At 63.9% G+C, this 25181-nt stretch carries 19 protein-coding genes and 1 tRNA gene; 8 read left to right on the forward strand and 12 right to left on the reverse strand.

Features of this window, described 5'->3' with window-relative positions; genetic code table 11:
• Window positions 1–22 precede the first annotated feature (22 nt).
• Window positions 23–4756, reverse strand: coding sequence for a glutamate synthase large subunit (gltB, locus tag ACNJX9_RS07060; protein ID WP_439408254.1), 4734 nt, complete (start codon window positions 4754–4756; stop codon window positions 23–25).
• A gap of 489 nt (window positions 4757–5245) precedes the next feature.
• Here gltB and ACNJX9_RS07065 point away from each other — a divergent pair, with 489 nt between their 5' ends.
• Complete coding sequence (locus ACNJX9_RS07065; RefSeq protein WP_439408255.1) at window positions 5246–5998, forward strand: hypothetical protein; 753 nt, start codon at window positions 5246–5248, stop codon at window positions 5996–5998.
• Between the two features lie 144 nt (window positions 5999–6142).
• Here ACNJX9_RS07065 and ACNJX9_RS07070 read toward each other — a convergent pair whose 3' ends face one another.
• Window positions 6143–6913, reverse strand: coding sequence for an alpha/beta fold hydrolase (locus tag ACNJX9_RS07070; protein WP_439408256.1), 771 nt, complete (start codon window positions 6911–6913; stop codon window positions 6143–6145).
• 215 nt (window positions 6914–7128) lie between these two features.
• Entirely contained in the window at window positions 7129–7590 is a 462-nt protein-coding gene (locus tag ACNJX9_RS07075) for an Hsp20 family protein (RefSeq protein ID WP_057752931.1), read from the reverse strand.
• Window positions 7591–7821: 231 nt separating this feature from the next.
• On the opposite strand from ACNJX9_RS07075, the gene ACNJX9_RS07080 reads away from it, so the two are divergent.
• Window positions 7822–8769, forward strand: coding sequence for an alpha/beta fold hydrolase (locus tag ACNJX9_RS07080; protein WP_057752790.1), 948 nt, complete (start codon window positions 7822–7824; stop codon window positions 8767–8769).
• Between the two features lie 175 nt (window positions 8770–8944).
• Here ACNJX9_RS07080 and ACNJX9_RS07085 read toward each other — a convergent pair whose 3' ends face one another.
• Window positions 8945–11752 (reverse strand): di-heme-cytochrome C peroxidase, encoded by a 2808-nt coding sequence (locus ACNJX9_RS07085; protein WP_439408257.1) that lies wholly within the window; start codon window positions 11750–11752, stop codon window positions 8945–8947.
• A gap of 165 nt (window positions 11753–11917) precedes the next feature.
• On the reverse strand, window positions 11918–13714 hold the full coding sequence (locus ACNJX9_RS07090; RefSeq protein ID WP_439408258.1) for an adenylate/guanylate cyclase domain-containing protein: 1797 nt from the start codon (window positions 13712–13714) through the stop codon (window positions 11918–11920).
• Between the two features lie 246 nt (window positions 13715–13960).
• On the opposite strand from ACNJX9_RS07090, the gene ACNJX9_RS07095 reads away from it, so the two are divergent.
• Window positions 13961–14593, forward strand: a complete 633-nt coding sequence (locus ACNJX9_RS07095; RefSeq protein WP_057752783.1) for a LysE family translocator — start codon at window positions 13961–13963, stop codon at window positions 14591–14593.
• A 163-nt stretch (window positions 14594–14756) separates the two neighbouring features.
• Here ACNJX9_RS07095 and ACNJX9_RS07100 read toward each other — a convergent pair whose 3' ends face one another.
• On the reverse strand, window positions 14757–15509 hold the full coding sequence (locus ACNJX9_RS07100) for a sulfite exporter TauE/SafE family protein (RefSeq protein WP_439408259.1): 753 nt from the start codon (window positions 15507–15509) through the stop codon (window positions 14757–14759).
• A gap of 97 nt (window positions 15510–15606) precedes the next feature.
• On the opposite strand from ACNJX9_RS07100, the gene ACNJX9_RS07105 reads away from it, so the two are divergent.
• Window positions 15607–16497 carry a LysR substrate-binding domain-containing protein gene (locus ACNJX9_RS07105; protein WP_439408260.1) on the forward strand — a complete coding sequence of 297 codons (891 nt, stop codon included), beginning with the start codon at window positions 15607–15609 and terminating at the stop codon, window positions 16495–16497.
• 93 nt (window positions 16498–16590) lie between these two features.
• Here the strand turns inward: ACNJX9_RS07105 and ACNJX9_RS07110 are convergent, their stop codons facing one another.
• The 3 genes from ACNJX9_RS07110 to ACNJX9_RS07120 all read right to left on the reverse strand — a co-directional run bounded on the left by ACNJX9_RS07110 (window position 16591) and on the right by ACNJX9_RS07120 (window position 19794).
• Window positions 16591–17556, reverse strand: a complete 966-nt coding sequence (locus ACNJX9_RS07110; protein WP_439408261.1) for a Bug family tripartite tricarboxylate transporter substrate binding protein — start codon at window positions 17554–17556, stop codon at window positions 16591–16593.
• Between the two features lie 17 nt (window positions 17557–17573).
• On the reverse strand, window positions 17574–18356 hold the full coding sequence (hisN, locus tag ACNJX9_RS07115) for a histidinol-phosphatase (RefSeq protein WP_057752773.1): 783 nt from the start codon (window positions 18354–18356) through the stop codon (window positions 17574–17576).
• Window positions 18357–18903: 547 nt separating this feature from the next.
• Window positions 18904–19794, reverse strand: coding sequence for an N-formylglutamate amidohydrolase (locus ACNJX9_RS07120; protein WP_057752771.1), 891 nt, complete (start codon window positions 19792–19794; stop codon window positions 18904–18906).
• 327 nt (window positions 19795–20121) lie between these two features.
• Between ACNJX9_RS07120 and cpdR the strand changes: the two genes are divergently transcribed.
• Together cpdR and ACNJX9_RS07130 are read left to right on the forward strand one after the other, a co-directional pair.
• Entirely contained in the window at window positions 20122–20481 is a 360-nt protein-coding gene (cpdR, locus tag ACNJX9_RS07125; RefSeq protein ID WP_007597092.1) for a cell cycle two-component system response regulator CpdR, read from the forward strand.
• Between the two features lie 75 nt (window positions 20482–20556).
• A tRNA-Val gene (locus tag ACNJX9_RS07130) sits at window positions 20557–20631 on the forward strand.
• 463 nt (window positions 20632–21094) lie between these two features.
• Here ACNJX9_RS07130 and ACNJX9_RS07135 read toward each other — a convergent pair.
• Together ACNJX9_RS07135 and ACNJX9_RS07140 are read right to left on the reverse strand one after the other, a co-directional pair.
• Window positions 21095–21979 carry an NAD(P)/FAD-dependent oxidoreductase gene (locus ACNJX9_RS07135; protein ID WP_439408262.1) on the reverse strand — a complete coding sequence of 295 codons (885 nt, stop codon included), beginning with the start codon at window positions 21977–21979 and terminating at the stop codon, window positions 21095–21097.
• A gap of 7 nt (window positions 21980–21986) precedes the next feature.
• Window positions 21987–23291, reverse strand: coding sequence for an NRAMP family divalent metal transporter (locus tag ACNJX9_RS07140; RefSeq protein WP_439408263.1), 1305 nt, complete (start codon window positions 23289–23291; stop codon window positions 21987–21989).
• A 262-nt stretch (window positions 23292–23553) separates the two neighbouring features.
• On the opposite strand from ACNJX9_RS07140, the gene ACNJX9_RS07145 reads away from it, so the two are divergent.
• A complete protein-coding gene (locus tag ACNJX9_RS07145; protein ID WP_439408264.1) occupies window positions 23554–23784 on the forward strand; it encodes a hypothetical protein in 231 nt (76 codons plus the stop codon).
• 126 nt (window positions 23785–23910) lie between these two features.
• Here ACNJX9_RS07145 and ACNJX9_RS07150 read toward each other — a convergent pair whose 3' ends face one another.
• A complete protein-coding gene (locus ACNJX9_RS07150) occupies window positions 23911–24642 on the reverse strand; it encodes a DUF3750 domain-containing protein (RefSeq protein WP_439408265.1) in 732 nt (243 codons plus the stop codon).
• A gap of 321 nt (window positions 24643–24963) precedes the next feature.
• Here ACNJX9_RS07150 and ACNJX9_RS07155 point away from each other — a divergent pair, with 321 nt between their 5' ends.
• Window positions 24964–25131, forward strand: a complete 168-nt coding sequence (locus ACNJX9_RS07155) for a DUF2934 domain-containing protein (protein ID WP_430648650.1) — start codon at window positions 24964–24966, stop codon at window positions 25129–25131.
• Window positions 25132–25181: the final 50 nt, after the last annotated feature.

Below are 25181 nucleotides of genomic sequence, written 5' to 3' on the forward strand. Positions count from 1 at the left end.
CGCAATGACGGGGTGTGATGCCTTACGCCCCGATCGCGATTTTCGGCTCGGCGTCCGCGTTGGCCGCCATTTCGCGCAGCGCGCGCCGGTACTCGACCGGCATCACCTTGCGGAATTTCGGCAGCCATTCCTTCCAATTGGCAAGGATGTCGGCCGCGCGCTCGGAGCCGGTCGCCTTGGCATGGCGCGTGATCAGAACGTGCAGCCTCTCGACGTCGGAGGCGAGCAGGTTCTGGAACACGTCGACCCGGCCGTGGGCTTCGAGGTCCCCGGCATGATGATAGGTGCCGGCGTTGATCAGCTCTTCGGACAACACCGGCTCGAGCTCGACCATGCTGAGATTGCACAGCTTGTCGAAATCGCCGGTCTCGTCGAGCACGTAGGCGATGCCGCCGGACATGCCCGCCGCAAAGTTGCGCCCGGTCTTGCCGAGCACGACCACGATGCCGCCAGTCATGTATTCGCAGCAATGATCGCCCGCGCCTTCGACCACGGCGACCGCGCCCGAGTTGCGCACGGCAAAGCGTTCGCCGGCGACGCCGCGGAAGTAGCACTCGCCCTCGATCGCGCCGTACATCACGGTGTTGCCGACGATGATGCTCTCTTCCGGCACGATGGCGGAGTTCTTCGGCGGCTTGACGATGATCTTGCCGCCCGACAGGCCTTTGCCGACATAGTCGTTGGCTTCGCCTTCGAGCTCGAAGGTGACGCCATGAGCGAGCCACGCCCCGAACGCCTGGCCGGCGGTGCCCTTGAGGCTGACATGGATGGTATCATGCGGCAGGCCGGCATGGCCATAGATCTTGGCGACCGCGCCCGACAGCATCGCGCCCGCGGAGCGATTGGTGCTGTTGATCGCAGCCTCGATTTTGACCGGCGCGCCGCGGTCGAGCGAAGGCTGCGCCTGCGCGATCAGCGAGCGGTCGAGCACCGCCTCCAGATGATGGTTCTGGCGCTCGGAGTGATAGATCTTCTGGCCCTTCTCTTCCTTCTGCTTGACGAACAGCTTGGAGAAATCGAGGCCCTTGGCCTTCCAGTGCGCCACCAGCCTGGTCTGGTCGAGCAGCTGAACCTGGCCGACCATCTCGTTGAAGGTGCGGAAGCCGAGCGAGGCCATGATCTCGCGGACTTCCTCCGCGACGAAGAAGAAGTAGTTGATCACGTGCTCGGGCTGGCCGGTGAAGCGCTTGCGCAGGACGGGATCCTGCGTCGCGACGCCGACCGGGCAGGTGTTGAGATGGCACTTGCGCATCATGATGCAGCCGGCCGCGATCAGGGGCGCGGTGGCGAAGCCGAACTCGTCGGCGCCGAGCAGCGCGCCGATCACGACGTCGCGCCCGGTGCGGAAGCCGCCATCGACCTGGACCACGATGCGGCTGCGCAGCCGCTCGCGCACCAGCGTCTGGTGGGTTTCGGCAAGGCCGATCTCCCAGGGTGAGCCGGCGTGCTTGATCGAGGTCAGCGGCGATGCGCCGGTGCCGCCCTCGAAGCCCGCGATGGTGACATGGTCGGCGCGCGCCTTGGCAACGCCTGCGGCCACCGTGCCGACGCCGATCTCGGAGACCAGCTTGACCGAAACGTCACCCGTCGGGTTGACGTTCTTGAGGTCATAGATCAGCTGCGCGAGATCTTCGATCGAATAGATGTCGTGGTGCGGCGGCGGCGAGATCAGGCCGACGCCCGGGGTCGAGTGACGCACTTTGGCGATGGTCGCGTCGACCTTGTGGCCGGGCAGCTGGCCGCCTTCGCCGGGCTTGGCACCCTGCGCCATCTTGATCTGCATCATGTCGGAGTTGACGAGATACTCCGTGGTGACGCCGAAGCGGCCCGAGGCGACCTGCTTGATCGCCGAACGCATGGAATCGCCGTTCGGCATCGGCTTGAAGCGGTCGGCTTCCTCGCCGCCTTCACCGGTGTTCGACTTGCCGCCGATCCGGTTCATGGCGATCGCGAGCGTCGTGTGCGCCTCGCGCGAGATCGAGCCGAAGCTCATCGCACCGGTGGCGAAGCGCCTGACGATGTCCTTGGCCGGCTCGACCTGCTCGATCGGGATCGGCTTGCGCTTCTCTTCCTCCGCGTTCTTGATCCGGAACAGGCCGCGCAGCGTCAGCAGGCGTTCGGACTGCTCGTTCAGGATCTTGGCGAAGGCACGATAGCGCTCCTGCGAATTGCCGCGCGCGGCGTGCTGGAGCAGCGAGACCGACTCGGCGGTCCAGGCGTGGTCCTCGCCGCGGCTGCGGTAGGCGTATTCGCCGCCGACATCGAGCGCGTTCTTGTAGACCAGCGCCTCGCCGAAGGCGTCGGCATGACGGCGCACGGCTTCCTCGGCAATCTCGGCAAGGCCAACCCCTTCGACGCGGGTATGCGTGCCGGCGAAGAATTTTCCGACGAAATCGGCCTTGAGGCCGACCGCGTCAAAAATCTGCGCGCCGCAATAGGACTGGTAGGTCGAGATGCCCATCTTGGACATCACCTTCAGCAGGCCCTTGCCGATCGACTTGATGTAGCGCTTGACGATCTCGTAGTCGTCGAGCGAGCCGGGCAGGCGGTCCTTCATCGCGATGATGGTTTCGAACGCGAGGTAAGGATTGATCGCTTCGGCGCCGTAGCCGGCAAGGCACGCGAAGTGATGCACCTCACGCGGCTCGCCGGATTCGACGACCAGACCGACCGAGGTGCGCAGGCCCGTGCGGATCAAATGATGATGCACGGAGGCGCAGGCCAGCAGCGACGGGATCGGAACCCGGTCCGTGCCGACCATGCGGTCGGACAGGATGATGATGTTGACGCCCTCGCGCACGGCGGCTTCCGCGCGCGCGCAGAGCTCGTCGAGCACCTGGTCCATCCCGGCCGCGCCGAGACCGGCATGGAAGGTGGTATCCAGCGTGCGCGACTTGAAGTGCGTGTCGGCCACGTCGGAGATCGAGCGGATCTTTTCGAGATCCGCGTCGGTCAGGATCGGCTGGCGCGCTTCCAGGCGCTTGGTGGTGGCAAGGCCCTGCAGATCGAACAGGTTCGGCCGCGGTCCGATGATGGAGACGAGGCTCATCACCAGCTCCTCGCGGATCGGGTCGATCGGCGGGTTGGTGACCTGCGCAAAATTCTGCTTGAAGTAGGTGAACAGCGGCTTGGCCTTGTCCGACAGCGCCGAGATCGGCGTGTCGTTGCCCATCGAGCCCGCGGCTTCCTCACCGGTGGCTGCCATCGGCGTCATCAGGATGGAAATGTCTTCCTGGCTGTAGCCGAACGCCTGCTGGCGATCGAGCAGCGACAGGTTCGAGCGCACGCCGGTGGTCGGCACCTTCGGCAGGTCTTCCAGCACGATCTGGGTCCGCTCCAGCCACTCCTTGTAGGGATGGCTCTTGGCGAGCTCGGCCTTGATCTCGTCGTCAGGAATGAGACGACCCTGCTCGAGGTCGACCAGCAGCATCTTGCCCGGCTGCAGGCGCCACTTGGTGATGATCTGGTCCTCGGGGATCGTCAGCACGCCCATTTCGGACGCCATCACGATGCGGTCGTCCTTGGTGACGAGATAGCGCGCCGGCCGCAGGCCGTTGCGGTCGAGCGTGGCGCCGATCTGGCGGCCGTCGGTGAAGGCGATCGCGGCGGGGCCGTCCCACGGCTCCATCAGGGCAGCGTGATATTCGTAGAAGGCGCGGCGCTTCTCATCCATCAAGGGATTGCCGGCCCACGCCTCGGGGATCATCATCATGACGGCATGCGGCAGCGAGTAGCCGCCCTGCACCAGGAATTCGAGCGCGTTGTCGAAGCAGGCGGTGTCCGACTGGCCTTCGTAAGAGATCGGCCAGAGCCGGTTGATGTCCTTGCCGTATAGCTCGGAGCTCACCGAGGCCTGCCGCGCCGCCATCCAGTTGGTGTTGCCGCGCAGCGTGTTGATCTCGCCGTTATGCGCGATCATGCGATAGGGATGCGCCAGCGACCACGCCGGGAAGGTGTTGGTCGAGAAGCGCTGGTGAACCAGCGCGAGCGCACTCTCGAAATCCTTTTCGTGCAAATCGGGATAGTACTTGCCGAGCTGGTCGGCGAGGAACATGCCCTTGTAGATCACGGTGCGGCAGGACATCGAGCAGGGATAATAGCCCGCAAGGCCGCGGTCGCGGCGCTGGTAGATCGCCTGCGAGATCGACTTGCGCAGGATGTAGAGCCGGCGCTCGAACTCGTCTTCGGTCTTGGCGACGCCGTTGCGGCCGATGAACACCTGCATGCAGGCGGGCTCGGTCGGCTTCACGGTGACGCCGAGCGAGGAATTGTCGGTCGGCACGTCGCGCCAGCCGAGCAGGGTCAGGCCTTCCGCCTTGATCTGGTCGGCGATGATGCTCTTGATGACGTTGCGCCAGGCGGTGTCGCGCGGCATGAACAGCGCACCGATGGCGTATTCACCGGGCGCCGGCAGCTCGAACTTGTTCTCCTTGGCCTTGCGGCTGAAGAAGGCATGCGGGATCTGCACCAGGATGCCGGCGCCGTCACCGGCGCGCGGGTCGGCGCCGACCGCGCCGCGATGCTCGAGGTTGCAGAGGATGCTCAGCGCGTCCGAGACGATCTCGTGCGACTTCTTGCCCTTGATGTTGGCGATGAAGCCGACGCCGCAGGAGTCCTTCTCCAGGCTCGGATCGTACAGGCCTTCGGCTTCCGGCCGTGAATTGTGCTCCTGAATCGGATCGGTCGTTTTCGAGGCGACCGTCGCCGACAGCTCTTCTGCCACGATGTTTCCGCGCTCGAATTGCGACCCGTTCATTGTTCCAATCCTCTCCATGCGGCAAGCTGCCTCACCGCCATCTTCGGCGCACCTTCGGCGTTCCGCGGCACCCGCCTGGGTCACCGCTCGTCCGCTGCGAGCCGCATTTTCTTAAATTCAGGCCAAGGCGTTCTTCGTCCCCGAGAACGGCTTTTCCTGTTGCCTTATGGTGCTCGGAAGCACCGACTTTCGTTGCAATCCCTGTGCCGGGACCGCAAGCAAAATTGAGACAGTCTTCCTGTCCTAAACGTCACCTTGCCAAATTTTTGTCTATCACACAAGCGCGCGGAAGTCCCGATTCCTCATAAGTCAATCGATCGCTTTCCAAAAGTTGCGCAGCCCCGGTTTTGAAGCAAACGCGCCCCGATCCGGCCCAAGCGGCGCCGAAATCCCCAATGAAGCTTCACCTCAGCCCTTCGAAAGGCGCGCCACGCCGCAAGAAGCGAAAGAGCGCCGACCATTCGGGGGCCTGACAGGAGCGTGCCGACCATGAAGTTTTTCACAGGATGTGTGGCCGCCGCCGCGCTGGCGCTGGTGGCAAATACCGCGGAGGCCCAAGTCTCGGTGAATGGAGCCGCGGGCGGGGCCTATATCGCGGTCTCGGATTTCGACGGGCCCTACGCCCCGCCGGTGGCCGCGCCGCCACCGCGTTACAGCCATGGCTATGGCTACGGCTATGGCTATGGCTATGAGGAGCGCGGCGAGGGCCCGGCGCTGCTGCCGGCCACCGAGGTCTATGCCGTGCTGCGCGACAACGGCTTCTCGCCGACAGGCATCCCCCACCTGCGCGGCACGGTCTACACCATCGCGGTGATCGACCGCCGCGGCGACGACGGCCGGCTCGTGATCGACGCCCGCGATGGCCGGATCATCCGCTTCATGCCGGCCGCTGACGCCTATGGCATGGCGCCAGCCTATGAGGAGCCGCAGGTGGCACCTTACCGGCCGCAAGGCGCACTGCCGCCGCCGACCATGGTCCGTGGCGGCCCGCCGCGCCCGCCTGCCTCGATCCCGCATGTCGCCAGCCGCGCCGTGCCGCTGCCGAAGGCGGCTCCGCAGCGTGCCGAGACGCCGGTTGCGCCAGGCAAGCCGGCAGAGCAGGCGACGCAGGTCCAACCCGCACAGCAGACCGCGGCCGTGCAAGCAAAACCCGCGCAGGCGGCGCCGATCGTGGGCCAGGCCAAGCCGGCTCCGACGATCCTGCCGACCCAGGAGATGCCGGCGGTGCAAGGATTGGATTAGGCGAGGCTGCGCATCACACCATCGGTGTCGTCCCGGCCCCCGTGCGCAATTGCGCACTAGGCCGGGGCGACATCGTGGAGGGAGGTTGGCAAAACGAAAGGCGCCCGAGCACTCAGGCGCCTTTTGCATTTCCGCCATCGCCGCTCAGCTCCGCGGGTACCCCGCCGCCTCCAGGATCAAATTCGCCACCTCTTTCGGATGCGACACCAGCGAGAGGTGGCCGGCGTCGAGCTCGATCGTGGTGGCGTTCATGCGCTTGGCGAGGAAGCGTTCGAAATCGGGATTGATGGTGCCGTCGTTCTTCGACACCGCATACCAGCTCGGCTTCGTGTGCCAGGCGGCCTCCGTGGTGCGGCCGGCGAAGATCGAGGCGGCTGTCGGCCATTGCACGGCGTAGAGCTCCTTGGCTTGCTCCGGCTTCACGCCATTGGCGAAATAATTCAGGAAGGCGTCTTCCGAGAGTTTCGTGAAGCCGTCGCGCTCGACGATGCCGGCGCGTGCCGGTCCCGTCGGAAACTGCTTCGACAGCGCGACAAAGTCCTCGGCGGCATCGGGGGCGCGCGCGGCGATGTAGACGAGGCCGGTGACCTTTGGATCGGTGCCGACCTGGCTGATCACGGTGCCGCCCCAGGAATGCGCAACCAGCACGGTCGGGCCATCCTGCTCGGCCAGCACACGCCTGGTCGCCTCGACGGAGTCCGCAAGCGACGACAGCGGATTCTGCACGGCCGTCACGTGAAGGCCGGCGGCCTGGAGGATCGGGATCACCTCCGACCAGCTCGAACCGTCGGCCCAGGCGCCGTGCACCAGCACGACGTTGTTGGCTTTCACGGTCTGTGGCGTCTGCGCATGGGCAAGGCTGATGGGGGCCGCCAGCAGGCTCGCGGCGACGAAAAGGCTGCGCCAGAAAGTCATGATCATTCTCCGTCTTGTTTTGGTTAGCGATGTCCCAAGGACGGAGCGAGAGGCGGGGGTGTTACGCTGCTCACCTGCCTGTGATGCGGTGCAATATCGTCATTAGATGGGAGACGGCGGCCCAGGACGACGTTGAGGAGATGCTGTGCGTAAAGCGCAAAAAACGCCCCGGGGGCACCGGGGCGTTTTCGCAACTTGGAGATCGCACGTGCGCCTTACGCGGCGACCGAGCTCTCGATCACCTGCGCCTTGGCAGCGCCGGTGTTGATCGCGATCTGGCGCGGCTTCTTGGCTTCGGGGATCTCGCGCACGAGGTCGACGTGAAGCAGGCCGTTCTCGAGCGAGGCGTCCTTCACCTGCACGAAGTCGGCAAGCTGGAAGGCGCGCTCGAAGGCGCGGGCGGCGATGCCGCGATAGAGCACCTCGGACTTCGAGTTCTCGTTGGCGACTTTCTCGCCCTTGATCGTCAGCGTGTTTTCCTTCGCGACGATGGAGAGCTCATCCTTGGAGAAGCCCGAGACCGCAACGCTGATGCGGTAGGCGTTCTCGCCGGTGCGCTCGATGTTGTAGGGGGGATAACCGGGGCTGCCGTCAGTGCCTGCCTGGTCGAGCAGGTTGAAGAGGCGGTCGAAGCCGACGGTGGAACGATAGAACGGGGTGAGATCGTAGCTACGCATGGTCAAGTCCTCCATTGAGCGACTGTTGGTAACCCGCCCGCCAATCGGGCCGGGCCTAGTCTGTGTGCAGCCTGATGTTCCGGTTCCGAAACACTGGTAGCGGCCTGCACTGAAATGATATGGGTGGGTCCAGACGGCGTTCAAGAGGGCGGAATCAGCGCCTTTTCGACGCTCCCGCCCCTTGATCTCAAGCACTTGAGGACAGCACTTGGCGCCCACGCACTCCCGATCATGACGCTGGTTTCGATTCCGTCCAACCCCGTTCCCGAAGACGTCGTCAGCGGCACCATCAAGACCTCGGATGGCGTCGAGCTGCGCTTTGCGCGCTGGGCGCCGCCGGCGAACCGCAAGGGCACGGTCTGCGTCTTCACCGGGCGCAGCGAGCAGATCGAGAAATATTTCGAGACCGTGCGCGATCTGCGCGACCGCGGCTTTGCGGTGGCGATGATCGACTGGCGCGGGCAGGGGCATTCCGCGCGGCGTCTGCGCGATCCGCGCAAGGGCTATGTGCGCAACTTCTCCGACTACGAGATCGACGTCGAAGCCTTCGTGCAGCAGGTGGTGCTGCCGGACTGTCCGCCGCCCTTCTTCGCGCTGGCCCATTCCATGGGCGGCGCGGTGCTGCTGCGGCTGGCGCATGCGGGCAAGCGCTGGTTCGATCGTATGGTGCTGACCGCGCCGATGATCGACCTGCCGGGGCGAGCCACCTCGTTTCCGGTGCGGGCGCTGTTGAAGACGATGCGCATGCTGGGACGGGGCGGCGCCTACGTTCCCGGCGGCAGCGATCACCTCACCGGGCTGTCGCCTTTCATCAACAATCCGCTGACCAGCGATCCCGTGCGCTATGCGCGCAATGCCGCGATCCTCGAGGAGGACCCGACGCTGGGCCTGGCGTCACCGACGGTCGCCTGGGCCGATACCGCCTTTCGCGCCATGCACACCTTCAAGGGCATCAACTACCCCTCCGAGATCCGCCAGCCGATCCTGATGCTGGCGGCCTCCAATGACGCCGTGGTCTCGACCGCCGCGATCGAGGAGTTCGCCTACCATTTGCGCGCCGGCTCGCATCTTGTGATCGCGGGTTCCAAGCACGAGATCCTCCAGGAGCAGGACCGCTACCGCTCCCAGTTCTGGGCCGCGTTCGACGCCTTCGTGCCGGGCACGCCGCTGTTCAAGTAGCCGCATTCTCCGTCATCGCGAGGAGCCCTTGCGACGAAGCAATCCAGACTGCCTCCTCGGAGAGACTCTGGATTGCTTCGCTGCGCTCGCAATGACGGTGCGGAGGCATTTTGCCTCTCCCCGCAGCCGCCTTCGCTGAAGCTGCGGCGGACAAGAGCTGGGAGAGGTGAAACGCTCACAGCGTCTTCAGATACTCGATCAGATCGTAGCGCTCTTGCTCCCTCAGCACGCGGCCGATGGTGCCGTCCTTGCCGGGACCCGGCGTGCCATCGAACGAGTGGCCGGCATTGCTGTTGCCGACCAGGTCGGTGCCGTCGGCAGCTCGCGTCGAGAAGCGCGACTGCCCGGTCTTGCAGCTCTCGCCGTCGGTGACCGCGAAGCCGACCTGCTTCGGATCGTAGTCGCGGCCACCGCCCATGCAGAACGACTTGGGACGTTCGGCTGCGGGGCTCAGCATCCAGTAGAGCGACGGCACCGATCCGTTGTGCAGATAAGGCGCGGTGGCCCACACGCCGTTGAGCGGTCGGGCGCGATACCACGGCCCCGGCTCGTTCTTCTCGGCAGGCTGCGGACCGGGATTGGGGCAATTCTTTCGCGCACCCCACCAGATATTCTGGACCTTCGGGTCGATCTTGGCGTCGTCCATTGCCTTGCGGCTGACGATGTCGACGAGCACCATCAGGCCAAGCGCGTACGGCATGTCGGTCGAGGAGACATCAGGCAGATTGCAGTTCCACCAGCCATTGAGGTTCTGCGTGGGATCGAGCTTGAGAAAGCCCGGCACCTGAACCGTGCGGGTTGCCAACACACTGGCCTGAGAGGAATCGGTCCCCATGCCCCGGGCGCTCTTCTGCACCTCGTTCAGGAATTTGTCGTCGCCGATGCTCTGCCAGCGGTCCGAGGACCAGATGCTCTGTTGCGGAAATTCGATGTCGAACACGGGATCGTTGACTGGACCGAGATGGCATTCGACGCAGATGTCCGCATAGAGCTTGCGGCCGCGTTTGACGCGGTCGCCATCGATCTTCCAGGCATCGTCGCCGAAGATGTCCGAGGGCCATTTCGGCGATGTCAGTCCGGAGAGCTGCTTCTTCGGATAAGGCGCCGATCCTTTCAGCAGATCCTCGATCCAGTTCAGATTCTTGATGTCGATCGACGAGCGGAACAGCGCGTCCTTGGGCGTGGCGTCGGAGAGATTCAACAGCGCGGTCACGCCCAGTGCTTCGCCGGCGTTGCGGATCAGCGGCTGCTCGATGGAGGCGTCATACTGGGCATATTTGAGCCAGGGCACGGTCCAGATCGGCGGGAAGCTCACCGGTGCGTCCCTGGCGTGCAGATTCTTCTCAAAGCCGCTGAGGCCGCTGAGCGTCATGTCCTGGGAGAAGACCTGATTGCCGATGCGATTGAGCGCATCGAGGCGGCCATATCCTTCCTCGGTGTCCTGCTGCGGCTCGTCCCGCCTCGTCTTCTCGTTGAACCTCGTCTTGCCTTCGATGGTTTTGGCGTAGGTCTTCTCCCAGTCGACCAGGAAGGTGCCGATCGCGCTCAGCTTCTGCTTCAGCGCATCGCGGTCCGCATCGCTGGCGGAGGGGCCGAGCACGCGATCGGCAAAGCGCTTGAAGCGGCCCGGCACGTAGAGCGTGTAGGCGATCGACAGGCCGGTCGTGACCTCGAGCTTCCTGAGGTCGGTCATCGCCGGGCCGCCGTCGAAGCGGATGTCGATGCCCTTGTAGTGGATCTGTCCGGTGTGGCAGGCGGCGCAGGTGAGGCCGATCCGGTCCTCGCCGATCTTGCCGGTCGCAGGATCAGGCACGCCGGTCATGCGCGCAAAGCCGACGGGCAGGCCGTCGACGTTTTCGGCCTGCTTGCCCCAATTGACCGGCGGATCCCACAGCCGCCCCGGCACCGGCCTGGTCTTGTCATAGACATTGGCATAGCCGAAGCGGCGCAGCGTCGCCTCATCGGTGTTGATCGTCTGCGGGCTCGGGATGAAGCCGAAGCGCTGCAGATGGTCGCTGTCGTGCAGCATGCCGGGCTTTGCGAAGAAATGCAGCCGCGGCTGCTCCAGCGCCATGAACCAGCTATAGGGCACCGGGAAGGTCGCAGTGCCCTGGCTGGCGTGATGAAACCAGTGCCGGTCCTCCAGCGCCCAGTTTTGCTCGAGCCAGTACGCGGCACGGGGCTCGACGTGCCGGGGTAATGGCGGCGCCACCAGATTGCCGAGGATGCCGGGCAGCATCGGCTGGAATTGATCGGGAAAGCGCAACGCTACGATGCCAAAGACGAGGAGAGCGGCAACGAGGCCGCCGACGGCACGTAAGATCAGTGAAGGCGGGCGGACCGGCTGGCTGACCATCCGCTGGGTGACCCTCTCAGGGAATTTGCGCTCGTTGAACAATGTCCTTACCTCGGCCACGCTGAGATAGCGGTCGTCACCCTGACCCTTGCCCATGATCCTGAGCAGGATCGGCCATTCGAACTTCATCAGGAGCGGGTAGTACCAGCGTGCCTGATTGCCGGCGCGCTTGAGATTATCGTTCATGAAGGTCTGGATCTGCGAGGCGTTGAGGCCGGTCTCGCTGCCGCCAGCGGGATCGGCATAGGTGCTGCCGAACCCGGCGAGCCGCGCGATCTGGTCCTCGCTGACCGTCCCGTCGACGCCGAGGATGCGCGAGCCGGCGCCAAGCTTGTCGAGCGGGCCGCCGCGCAAGCGGTTGAGCTCTGCGCCCCAGAACATGCTTTGCAGAATGTGACAGGCGCCGTTGGCGATCAGCGCGACGCCGCGGACCTGGACGCGGGCCGAACTCTTCTTCAGCCCGGTCTCACCGCTTGCATTTGCGATGGTCTGCGACAGCGTCCGCAGCGGCACGGTGCCGCCGTCGACAAAGCCTTCGCCGACGAGGCCACGCAGGAAAGGGCAGGGATTGTTCGGCGAGACCTGAATCGAGGGGTCGAAGGGGGGCTTCGAGACGGGGTCGTTCATGGCCCAAGATCCTGAAAACAGCGAATCGCGAAATAGGGACGCGCCGATACAGCGCGGAAAAGTCCTAACAAACCTACAGCAACCTATACTACTTCAACGTGTGGGGAAGTGTGGCCGAATTCACTGTCATGTCAAAAAAGCCGGAGGCGCGATCGCGGCTCGGCCTCAGGATTCGGCGGCGCGTCTGACGTCGCTCTGGACCAGCGTCAGCTTGCTGGCCGGTACGCCCGCCTTCAAGAGCCCGTCGCGGTAATGCGCGATGTCCTCGGGCCGCTTCCAGTGAAAATTCCGCAAATGGCGGTCGACATTCAGCGTCGGGTAATTGCGCATCAATACGCCTGTCGCCTCGCTCGCATCAGCGGTCCGGCCCATCTGCGCCAGCGCCGCGGCGCTGATCGCCAGAGCCTGCATATGGTTCGGGTTGATGTAGAGCTGCTCGCGGGCCCAGGACAGGGTCGCGTCATACTGGCGGAGGAGATAATGGCTGAACGCGTTCAGCGCCGCCCATTGATAGCGCGGGTCGCTGTTGTCGCGCTGGGCGGCCATCGAGAACAGCTCGATCGCCTGGCGGTGCTCGCCGACCATGAAATGGCAGATGCCGAGCACGCCGCGCGCTCCCATGTCGTAGGGGTTGAGCGCGACCGCGCGCTTGGCGGCGTCCATCGCTGCCTCGTGATGCCCCTCCATCGCATGCGCCCAGGACAGGATCGAGAACGCGAACGAGGAGCGCGGGTCGAGCCGCACGCTGGTTTCGGCGAGGTTCATCGCCTCGGCCCACATCTCGCGCGTGCCCTTGACCCAGCCGAACTGGATGCTCTGGATCTGGATCGTGGCGAGATAGGCATGCGCGATCGACAGCTTGGGATCGAGCGCGATCGCTTCCCTGAATAGCGCGACTGCGGTGGCCAGGTCTTCCTTGGTCTGCCGGTAGTAATGCGACAGCCCTTTCAGGAAGCGGTCCCAGGCCGTGACGTCGTTGGTCGGGCGCGCCGGCGCGGAGGCCTCGGCGCGGACGATCTCGGTGGCGATGGCTGCGGACAGATTGGTCGTGATCTCGTCCTGCATGGCGAAGAGGTCGCCGATGTCGCGGTCGTAGCGGCCGGTCCAGAGCTGCTCGCCGGTCTCCGGCGCGATCAACTCGGCGGTGACGCGGATCTTGGCGCCGGCGCGCCGCACCGAGCCCTGGATCAGATAGGTGGCATCGATCTCGCGCGCGATCACGCGGGTGCTCGCGTTCTTGCCTTTGAAGGCGAACGTCGAGTTGCGGCTCAGCACACGGTAGAAGGACTGCAGCGACAGCGCGTGGATCAGGTCCTCGGTCAAGCCGTCGGAGAAATATTCGTCCTGGGAGTCGCTGAGATTGGCAAACGGCAGCACGCCGACGATGGCGGTGCGGTAGGCTTGCGACAGCGTCGAGCCTTCCTTCAGCTCCGGCGCGAGCGCGGCGGCGCCGTCAGGCGTCCAGGTCCAGACCCCGACCGGATCCTTGATGTTCTTGAAGCGGTGGTTGCCGCCATCGACCAGCGGCACGGTGAGATGCTTGCTGGCCTCGCTGTAGGCCTTGGCCGAGATCGCGAAGCCGCCGGGGCTCGCCACCGATTCGAGGCGGACGGCGATGTTGACGTCGTCGCCGAACACCTCGTCCTCGTCGGCGATGACGTCACCCATGTGGATGCCGAGCCGGAACTGCATGGCGCGGTCGGCAGGCAGATGACGGTTGCGCTCCGCCATCAGCAGCTGCATCGCGATCGCAGCCTCGGTGGCGCCGACGATGGAGGGGAATTCCAGCAGAAAGCCGTCGCCGGTGTTTTTCACGACACGGCCGCCGTGGTTGAGAATGATGGGATGGATCGCGTTGCGATGGGCCTTGAAGGCGGCATGGGTGCCGGCCTCGTCACTGCCCATCATCCGGGAATAGCCGGCGACATCGGCGCAGACGATGGCGGCCAGACGTCTTTCCATATCCTCGGAGCTCCAAGGGAAAGGGCCCAGCCACTTGCGCGGCGGCAGCCCGCGAATCCCGCATTTCAAGAACTGGGCCTTTATAGAGCAGATGATGCCCAGATAAAGCAGATGATGCCCAGCGAAAGTATGATCCGCATTGCAAATTGATGCAAATCCTGACCATTTCCGATGGTGGACGGCGGGGTGCGGACGGACTAAGGCCAGTCCCTTGGGACGGACCTGCCGGGCGGCGAGGACCTTTTGATGCTGGGCATTCACGAAATCTGGCTCTTTGTCCTGTCCGGCGTGCTGCTCAACATCACGCCGGGGCCCGATACGGTCTATGTGATCGGCCGCAGCATGCAGATGGGCTGGCGCGGCGGCGCGGCCGCCGCCTTCGGCATCAGTTGCGGCTGCTTTTTCCATGTCGCGGGCGCGGCGATCGGCCTTTCCGCGCTTTTGATGGCCTCATCGACCGCATTCGGGGTGCTGAAGCTGGTCGGCGCGGCCTATCTGGTTCTGACTGGTCTTCAGATGCTGTGGTCGCGGCCTCGGCTTTTGGCGGTCAAGGACGAGGCGGAGCGCAGCTCGCTGCGGCGGGTCTTCCTCCAGGGCGTTTTCACCAACGCGCTCAATCCCAAGGTCGCGCTGTTCTTCCTGGCCTTCCTGCCTCAATTCGTCGCAGCCGACGCGCCGCACAAGCCGCTCGCTTTCCTGACGCTCGGCCTGATCTTCATCTTCACGGGCACGCTATGGTGCCTGGTGCTGGCGGCGTTCGCGGCGAAGGCCGCTCACCGGCTGCGGCAGTCCGAGGGTGTGATCGCCTGGGTCAATCGTGCACTCGGCGGCCTCTTCATCTATCTCGGCATCCGCGTCGCCATGCTGGAGACGCGGTAGCTTTGAGGCTGCGCAGGGTGGGTTAGCTTGGCGGCTGCGCGAAGCGCAGTCGCCACGCGTAACCCACCATGGCTCCTCGAATGTGGAACGAAGTTGGTGGGTTACGCTTCGCAGATTGCGCTTCGCGCTATCTGCGAAGCTAACCCACCCTACAGATCTCCTGTCAGGCGAATTCCTTCAGCAGCGCGCTGCCGGCGAGATAAACGCCGAGCAGGATCATCGCGACCAAAAACCAGCGGCGAAATGCCTCCGCCGGCATCCGCTGCCGCACTGACTGGCCGACATACATGCCGGCAAAGGCCATCGCCATGGCCACAGTGCCCGGCACGGCATTGGCTGGCGTCAGCAATCCGCCCGCGGTGAGGTTGAAGGCCAGCGCCAGCGTCGCGGTGGTGAAGAACACGCCGAGGGCCTGCACCAGCTCGTCCTTCTCCATCCCGATCGCCTGCATGAACGGCATCGAGGGGATCACCTGCACACCCGTCGAGGCCGAGATCACGCCGGTGACGACGCCGACCACGCCGCCGACCCATTTCTCGTTCCGCGGGGCGATGTGGAACTTGAATTTGCTGAGGCCAATAAGGGCATAGATCACCAGCAGGACGCCGAGCACCACGGTGCCGTAGCGCGCATGGGGGCCGGTCAGCGCGCCGGCGTTGAGCCAGCATCCGATCACGGTGCCGATCATCAGCGGCCACAGGCGCCTGAGGATGTCGCGCAAATGCGGGCCGACAAAGGTCTGCCAGATGTTGGTGACGATGGCGGGCACGATCACGATTGCGATCGCGCGACTCGGCGCCATGTTCACCGCAAGCAGGCCCATCGACACCGTCGGCAGGCCGAGCCCGACGACGCCCTTGACGAATCCGGCAACCAGGAAGACGGCGGCGATGAGAATGAGGAGTGGGTCAATCATCGGGCCACATTGACTGAAGCGGCGCGTGGGCACAATCTGGAGGTTACGGAGATAGCCTTCGTCGCCAACGAAGGCTGGACTTTGGAGAAAATCATCCGTGCGTTTCGACCTCGTCGACCTCCAGCTCTTCATCGCGGTCGCCGACCAGCGCAGCATCACTCGCGGCGCCGAACGGTCGCATCTGGCGCTAGCATCCGCCAGCGCGCGCATAAAAGGGCTCGAGGACGCGCTCGGCGTCGCGCTGCTCAAGCGCGGACGGCGCGGCGTGGAGCTGACCGCGGCCGGCGAGAGCCTGCTCGATCATGCCAGGCTCGTGATCCACCAGGTCGACGCCATGCGCGGCGATCTCGCCGGCTTTGCCAGCGGCGTGCGCGCCAGCGTGCACTTCCTCGCCAACACCTCAGGTCTCTCGGAGCATCTGCCGAAGGCGCTCGCCGGCTTCCTGCGCGAGCATCGTGACGTCGCCATCGACATCGAGGAGCGCGAGAGCACCGACATTGCGGCCGCGATCACCGCCGGCGCTGCCGATCTCGGCTTTGCCGCGGAGCACGCGCTGCCCGATCATATCGAGCGCTTCGTGTTCAGCGAGGACCGCCTGACGCTGGTGACGTCGAAACGCGGCCCGTTCGCCGGCCGCCGCCAGATCGATTTCCAGGAGGCGGGCTCTTGCGAGTTCGTCGGCCTTACCAGCGCCACCGCGCTTCAGATGCACATTTCAAAGCACGCCGCGCGGCTCGGCATGCGCCCGCATTTCCGCGCGCGCCTGCGTGACTTCGACGCGATCTGCCGGCTGGTCTCGGCCGATGTCGGCGTCGCCCTGGTGCCCGAAGCCGCCGCCCGCCGCTGTGCCAGGCTGATGCCGCTCGCCATGGTCCGCCTGCGCGACGCCTTCGCCAACCGCAAGCTCGTGATCTGCGCGCGCAGCTTCAAGGCGCTGCCGCGCCCGGCCAAGATGCTGGTGGAGCATTTGCGGGCGGAGGCGGTGTGAGGCGACATGTTGATGTATGCCGACGTTGCAGCTGCGCTCCCTCCCCCGTTGTGGGGGAGGGAACGCACCTATCGCGTTGTGAGGGGTCGCTCGCTACCTCGCCGTCTCCACGCCTGCGTCCTTGATGACCTTCGCCCACTTCTTGGTCTCATCCGCGATGAAGGCGCGAAAATGCTCCGGCTCGTCGCCAACAAGCGTTGCGCCCTGCTGGGCGAGCTTCTCCTTCACTGCGGGATCCGCCATCGCCTTGGTCCCGAGGTCATGCAGCGCGGCGACGATCTCTTTCGGCGTGCCCTTGGGCGCGACCATGCCGTACCAGTTCTCGATGCGCAGATCGGGAAAGCCGGCTTCCTTCGTGGTCGGCACCTCCGGCGCCGTGGGTGTGCGCTCGGCGGAGCCGACCGCCATCGGCCGCAGCGCTCCGGCCTTGACCTGCGGCAGCAGCGCCGGGAGATCGAGGAATGTCATCTGCACCTGCTGGCCCAAGAGATCGTTCACCGCCGGCGCGGCGCCGCGATAGGGCACGTGCACGATGTCGATCCTGGCCGTCAGCTTGAACAATTCGCCGGCGAGGTGTGGCAGGCTGCCGGGTCCGGTCGAGGCGAAGTTGAGTTTTCCGGGCTGCGCTTTCGCGAGCGCAATCAATTCGCCGAGGTCCTTTGCCGGCACGTTGCTGGCGACGACGAGCATTTCCGGCACGGTCGCAACCAGGGTTATCGGCGTGAGATCGGTGAGCGTGTCGTAGGCGACCTTCTCCATGCTCGGGCTGATCGCGAGCGCGCCGGCGCTGGTGATCGCGATGGTGTAGCCGTCGGGCGCGGCCTTGGCCACCGCATCGGTCCCGAGCACGCCGCCCTGGCCGCCGCGATTGTCGATCAGCACCGGCTGGCGCGACAGCTCCGACATGCGCTGGCCGATCACGCGGGCGATGATGTCGTTGGGGCCGCCGGCCGGGAACGGCACAATCAGCTTGATCGGTTTCGCCGGAAAATTCTGGGCGGAGGCGAGGGTCGGAAACAGAAGCAGGATCGAGAGGAGGAGCTTACGCCAATTTGTCATGCAAGCCCCTCGCTCGCCTACGCATTGAGCAACTTCAGTGCTTCTTCGTGAACTCTTGCATCGCCTGCCGCGACGATGCGGCCGCCGCCTTGGGCCGGCTTGCCTTCCCAGGTGGTGACGACGCCGCCGGCGCCGGTCACGATCGGAATCAGCGCTGCGATGTCATAAGGCTTCAGCTCGGTCTCGACCACGAGATCGACATGGCCGGCGGCCAGCATGCAATAGGAATAGCAATCGCCGCCATAACGCGACAGCCGCGCACCCTGCTCGATGCGGCCGAAAATGGCGCGGTCGCGCTCGTTCATCAGCAAGGGAGAGGTGGTGTAGGTCGTCGCCTCCGACAGCGAGGCGCAGCGGCGGACCTGCAGCCGGCGTTCACTGGTGGGACCTTTGTAATTGGCCGAGCCGTTGTCGCCGGAAAAGCGCTCGCCGATGAAGGGCTGGTGCATCATGCCGTAAACCGGCGTGCCCTTGTGCAGAAGCGCGATCAGCGTGCCCCAGATCGGAAAGCCGCCGATGAAGGACTTGGTGCCGTCGATGGGGTCGAGCACCCAGACATAGTCGGCGTCCTCGCGCTCATTGCCGAATTCCTCGCCGACGATGCCGTGCTGGGGGAAGCTCGCCTTGATCAGCCGTCGCATCACCGCCTCGGCGGCGCGATCGGCCTCGGTCACCGGATCGAAATCCTTGGTCTTGCTCTTGTCGTCGATCGACAGCGAGGTGCGGAAGAACGGCAGGATGGTCTCGCCGGAGGCAGTGGCGAGCCGTCCGATGAAGGCTGAGAAATCGATCACCGTCACGGCGCATCCTCAAAACGAAAGTTGGCTGAAGCTCGCATCTGCCTAGCTCAATTCGCCGCTTGCGTGCAGCGCTGTCTTGATTTGCACCCTGGTATTTTGGGTCCGGCGACCGGTCGGCCCGGCAAGCCAAATAGTCAGACGATTGGCGAGCCATCTGCTGGCCAAATATCGATCATTGAGTTGAAAACTTAGTTCCGAACATGCCTTGTTCGTATGCAAACGACTATCAACCCATTGAATTTCCTTATCAAAGAAACTGAATCTGGGTTTCTCTGGGAGCAACTGAGCCATGTGTTTTTGCATGGGAAACGGCTCAAAAGCCCTTGCACTTTGTGCGGCGCGGCCGCATATTGTTGCGGTGCGGTAGCGCTTCTCGCGTTACCGCTGCCCTCCTTGGGCGTTTCCTCCCTAGACTTGGGCCGCTTGCGTCATTCGCGAGCGGCCCTTTTTTCTTGTCTGTCTGTTTTCAGTTTGGCGCGCGATCTCAAGCCAAACGCAAACGCCTTCGCGTCAATCGCAGGCAAGGTGATCGTTCGAACCCGCGCGTCTATTCCGCCGCGGCCTGGAACGGGCCGAGATCGCCGAACGGGATCGTGGTCGCCAGCACCTCGGCGAGAACGCCGAAATCGCTCGCCACTTGCGCAAAGCGCGGGCTGCGCTCGCGGCGGCGCTCATCCATGTAGATCGCGCGGTTGAACTCGAGCTGCACGGCATGCAGGCCGCTTGCAGGGTTGCCGTAGTGCTCGGTGATGAACCCGCCGGCATAGGGCTTGTTGCGGCCGATCGAATAGCCGAGCCCCGTCATGGTCTCCTCGACGCGGTCGGGCAGCAGCGGCGTGCAGCTCGTGCCGTAGCGGTCGCCGATCACGACGTCGGGGCGGCGCGGCTCGTCCCTGCTGACGCCGACCGAGGGCATCGAGTGGCAGTCGACCAGCACCACGGTGCCGAACATCTGGTGCACCTTGTTGATCAGCCGGCGCAGCGCGCGGTGGTAGGGCTTGTACAGCGTCTCGATCCGCGCCAGCGCGTCGTCGACCGCGATGCGGTCGCGATAGATCTCCTGGCCGTCGCCGACCACGCGCGGAATCGTGCCTAATCCGCCGGCGACCCGCATCGAGCGGGTGTTGGCGAAGCTCGGCAGGCGGCCGGTGAACATGCGGGGGTCGAGCTCATAGGGCTCTCTGTTGACGTCGACATAGGAGCGGGGAAAGTTGACCCGCACGGTCGGAAACCCGCGTGCGCTCAAATGACCGATCAGCTCGTCCATGAAGGAGTCTTCCGAGCGCCGCAGCGTCGGCAGGTCGATCCGGGATGCGTTCAGGAATTCGTCCGGGTAGGTCGAGCCGGAATGGGGCGAGTTGAAGATAACAGGCGCGCGCCACTCGGCGGGCTCCACGATCTCGAAGGCTGGCGACACCTCGCCGTCAAACCGGGTCATCTTCTCAGGCTTCGTCCCTTCACGCCGCACGATCCAGCATGGGTCCAGATCGGGTGATTCGGCCGATCGAGCGGCTCTTATGTGTCGCCATTGTCCGGAATCGCAACCATTCTGCCAAGCGAAAAAGCGTGATCCGCGCTGGAACATGTCTTAACCGTGTGGGCAGGCAGGCGTGGATGCGTGGGCGCACCGGAATTGATTCGCCGCCCGTTCCGGTTCACAACACCTCGCAGTGGCGAGCCCATAGGGTTAAGATTTTCACCCCAAATTTACCCTCTGTCGGGCTTAGTAACCTCTGCATATCCTCTGGGGATCGACGTTCCGCCCATGCCAAAAATCCTGCTCGCCGAAGACGACAACGACATGCGCCGTTTCCTGGTCAAGGCGCTGGAAAACGCCGGTTTTCAGGTCTCGTCCCATGACAACGGCATGGCCGCCTATCAGCGCTTGCGGGAAGAGCCGTTCGAGATGCTGCTGACCGACATCGTGATGCCCGAGATGGACGGCATCGAGCTCGCCCGCCGGGCCTCGGAACTCGACCCCGACATCAAGATCATGTTCATCACCGGCTTTGCCGCAGTCGCCCTGAACTCGGATTCGGACGCCCCCAAGAACGCCAAGGTGCTGTCGAAGCCCGTTCACCTCCGAGAATTGGTGAGCGAAGTGAACAAGATGCTGGCGGCCTAAATCGGCCGCGTTCCGTCCTTGCGCCGGCTCCCCTGAGCCGTTATAGGACCCCCACCCGACCTATCCGGACGATTAGGGCACGTAGCTCAGCGGGAGAGCACTACCTTGACATGGTAGGGGTCACAGGTTCGATCCCTGTCGTGCCCACCATCCTCTTCAATGATTTAGGCGTTCGGCGCCCGAGGCCTGAAGGGGTGGTTTCCACGAAATTTCCACGAAGGCCCATTTTCGCGCGGGCCGGCCCGCCCAGCTGAAGCCGGCCGCCCCAAGGCGGTCGCTTGGTTTCCAGACCCCTGGAGAAGGATGCCGAAGCATAACCTCGCTTTGCGGTGGGGCCGGTGATCAATCACTCGTCTGGCGAGACTCATCCGAACGCGAACCATGCCAGCACGGCAAATATCGGGATAAGTGCCACGCCGAACAGCACGAGGGGCGACGGCTCGTTGCCTGTGCGGTCATCCCTCATGTTCTAGTTCCTCGGAGAAAACCCCGCGACGGAGGCGAAGCGGGCTTGCCCTGCTATGAGGAGATGCGTGGTCCACCCGCAGAATGAATGCCCGCTCGGGAGATCAGTTCCTAAAGACAAGATCTCGGACGCGCTTGATTTTGCCGGCTAGGCAAGTCGTCGAGGTAGACTGTTGTGAATGGTGCAGGCCGCTACTGCGGCGTGGCCAAAGGCGACAGAGATTTGGTGCAGATCGACGACAAGATCTCCAACACCGTAGAGACCGGCGATCGAGGTCCGTTGGTGATCGTCGACCGTGAGATAGCCTCCATCGGTATGCGCTGCGCCAAGCGATAGTGCGAGTTGCGAGCGGACCTCGGCGCCCATGGCCGGGTATATGACATCGAACTCGACCGCCGTGTCGGCAAGCACGGCCTCTAGCTTGTCACCGGAGCGTCTTAAGCTCACGTCTGGCGCATGGATGAGGGAAATATCGGTTTCGGCAAGCACGGATGCGAAACCGTCCCCATTCATGCGGGTCGCGAGCACGGTCACGTCCGTAGAGAAGCCGCGCAGAAATAGTGCCTTGGGCGTCGCTTGGTCTAGCGGCCCCACCACCGCGACACGACGGCCCGTCGCTTCATAGGCGTCACATACGGGGCAATACCGCAACAGTCCCTCAGCGACCGCAAGGCGCCATTGTTCACATGTCGGATGGATGTCGACGATCCCGCAAGCGAGCACGACCGTCGCGGCATCGGCGCCTCCACCGGTCCAGGTTACCTGAAATCCATCCTGTGCTTTTTCGAGCGACGTGACCTCGGCACGGACCAGCGGCACCTTTAGCTCCGCCAGTTGCGCGGTCATGCGCGCCAGAAGCTCCGTTCCGGGTAATCCGCCGGCAAAACCCGGTAGATTGTGGCTGCGGGGGATGAGGGCGGCCCGACTTGCTCCGGCATCAATCACGCAAACGCTGCGGCGGAAGCGGGCCAGGTAGATGGCAGTCATCAGTCCCGCGGGCCCGCCGCCGACGATCACGCAATCGAGCGACATCGCATCCTCATATGAACCACGTCATGACCAATCCGATGCTGGCGGCAAAGATCACAATCACTGTCGCACAAGACAGGATATTGAGCGGCAGGCTGTTGACCTTGTCGCCCATGATACGGCGGTTGTTCGTTATCATCAGGATGAACAGAAGCAGTGGCGGCGTCGAAAACCCCTGCACGATGCCGGAATAGATCAAGGCTCGCATCGGGTTGAGGCCCAGGAAGTTCAAACAGGCGGCGGCGGCCGTAAAGGCTGTGATGACGAGGTAAAATGCCGGCGCTTCGCTGGGCTTCTCATGAAGGCTGCTCTTCCAGCCCAAGACTTGACACAGGTCATAGGCCGCGCCCGTTGTCATGACCGGAATAGCGAGAAAGCCGACCGCGATGATGCCGACGGCAAACAGGATGCCTGCAGCGTCACCCGCAAGTGGACGCAAGGCCTCGGCGGCTTGCGTTGCGGAATCTATGTTGGTCTGGCCGGCCTTGAACAACGTGGCTCCGGTCGCCAGGATGATGAAGTACATGATGACGTTGGAGAACAGCATCCCTGTCAGGATATCGATCCGGGATTTGTGCAAGTCGGACTCGCTGGAGCCTTGGCGCTCCCTCAATTTGACTCGCCCCTGGGCAATCTTCTCCTCGACTTCAACGTTGGACTGCCAGGTGTAAAGATAAGCCGAGAGGCTCGTGCCGATGATCGCGACGAGAATGGATAGGAAATCACGTGAGAAGTGGATCGTCGGTACAAGCGTTCCACGCAGGACTTCCCAGGGATCGGGCCTCGCAAGCAACGCTGAGGCCACGTAAGCAAAGAGAGCGAGAGCAAGCCATCGGAAGATGTTCCGGATGAGTTCGTAGGAGCCGCATAGCTGGAGCGCCACGATCATTGCGGCAATGATGACAACGATAATGGGTGTTGCAACTGGAATGAACAGCTGGAGGGCCGCTGCCATTCCGCCGAGGTCTGCCGCCGCCTCGATGGTGTTTCCGATCAGGACTCCGATCAACGTGGGCCACAGGATCCAGCCCGGATAGATCTCCCGGATGACATGAAACAGACCTTTCCCGCTGACCTGCCCCAGCTTGGACGAGAGATACACGACCGCGAACATCATGGGGAAGGTCACTGGCGCGGTCCATAGAAGTGCCGTGCCGAATTGAGCGCCTGCGCTCGCGTAAGTCCCGATCGCAGAACAGTCGTCATCTGCTGCGCCGGTCACCACCCCCAGACCAACTGCACGCGCAAAGCGGCGGTGACCTGAACTACCCGTGGTTGGCTCTGATGGCTCCTCGGCGCGCTCTGCTTGGGGCATCAACAAGCCACTGCTGCTAGACTCTTGCACATCTGCGGAGCCAATCTCGTCCCGATGCAATAGTTCCTGCAGCCTGGGTGCCGGCGGCAACTGGATTGTGCCGCACTTAACGTTTGTGAATGTGGATCAAGCAACGCTCTGTTAGCTTAGCCGATGACTTGGGTGCTTGAATTGCTTGGGGGGATGCTGCTGACGCTCTACGCGGGCGAGGCGGCTGCTTCCATGGACATTCTTTATTGCCGGCTTGTTCGTGGGGCAGGTCATGTTGCTTTCCGAAAGATTTAGTGAGCGAACCATCTCCAACATGGATGTCGCATTGGAGCGGGCTTGCAGGCTGATGCCGTTGACGTTCGAAGGACATCCAGCGCGCAGATATGTCGCAGAAAAGATCGTCGAATGTGCCGCTCGGCACACGCAGACGCTCGGGGGAATGACGGAGGCAGCAAGACGGGCTGTGGCTGAACTGGCGGCCGAGATGGTGGAGAAGGATTGACGATCTGCGCCGCTGTCTCCACTCCTGATCCTGCGACAGCCGCATCGCGACAATCTGCTCGTCCGGAAGATCTAGCCGATCGATAACGTGGCGGCCGAGGTCGTGCACATCAGCGGAGCCGATTGGTCAGAGCCCGACAGGGACGCCGAGGCGTCCGAGGCCCGGCAGCTTGAGCGCGGGACGCCGGATATCAAATCCGAGAACGGCGCCGAAGACGTTTATCTCCAGGCCTTCGACCCATCCGACCGTGAGCCCCGCATATCCGCCAAGCGAAGCGAAGACGCCGGTGCCGGATGGCGTCAGGCCGATCCAATGGCCGTCATACGGGAAGTCCTTGCCGATAGCAGTCGGCGGCAGGACGGCCCGAAGCTCCGGTACGGCATCGAGCGCGGCCTGCACGAAGGTATTCGAGTTGGGGCCGGGCCACGCGCTGTAGTCGCCGTAGGCTCGAAACCTGTAGTTCTCGATCACGTACCGGATCTTGGGAATGAGTGCCGCAGCTCGGTCCCCATCGATCGCGACGATGGTCTCGGGCATGGCGCCGAACCATCGCCCGTCGGGGGCGAAACCGTTCGCGCGGATCGGCTCGCCCCAGGCGGTGTAGTCGTATCGGCTGTACGTTGCGGCGCCCTTTTCCTTCACCACGATCCAGGTATGTACCGCGAATATGCTGCGCCAGCGAACGGTTCGCGCAGCGAAGACGCGGACCACCGCATCCGGATGGGTCGCTGCGGCCGGCAACAAGCCGGCGCTGGAGCGATCGGCGGTTTGCCAGTTGCCGCGGCCATCGCCAAGCCAAAGATACCGCGCAGCCGATGCGGCCAGCGGCGCGAAGATGAGTACGAGAAAGACAAGCAAGATTTTTTTCACGTGGTGCTGCGGAGAAGCTGGCCACATATAAGCCGGATCTTTGCTGGCGCCACAGATGCTGCCGTTGACGAGGTCTCGATTGACCTGATCCGGCGAGCTGACACGCCTTCAGAACAGCCCCTTGGGCGACACGCTGTGCGGGCGACTGCCGAATGGAATCGGCTTGGCATCATCGCAGTCCCAGGAACTCTTGCTCATGATGGAAGCTTGAATCCGCGGGTCAGCGTCGCCCCCGATGGCTGGCCTGCGCGGCCCCGCCTCAAAGTCCCCCAAGCCCCCAAAGGGTGGGGCCGCGCTTCACGACAGGAGATGCAATTGTCCGAGCCGAGCGAGCAAGAGATCAGAGAGCGCGCCCACCAATTGTGGGAGCGCGCCGGCCAGCCCGAAGGCCGCGAGGAAGAGTTCTGGCACGCGGCCGAGCAAGAGCTGCGCAACGAGGATCGATCCAACACGCTGCGGACGCCGGATACGCTATGATCAGGCCGTGCCGCTTCTGCCGCAGTGGCCTGGATTGGCGCAATCATGCG

The organism is Bradyrhizobium sp. BLXBL-03 (assembly GCF_051853015.1).
GTDB classification, from domain to species: Bacteria; Pseudomonadota; Alphaproteobacteria; order Rhizobiales; family Xanthobacteraceae; genus Bradyrhizobium; species Bradyrhizobium manausense.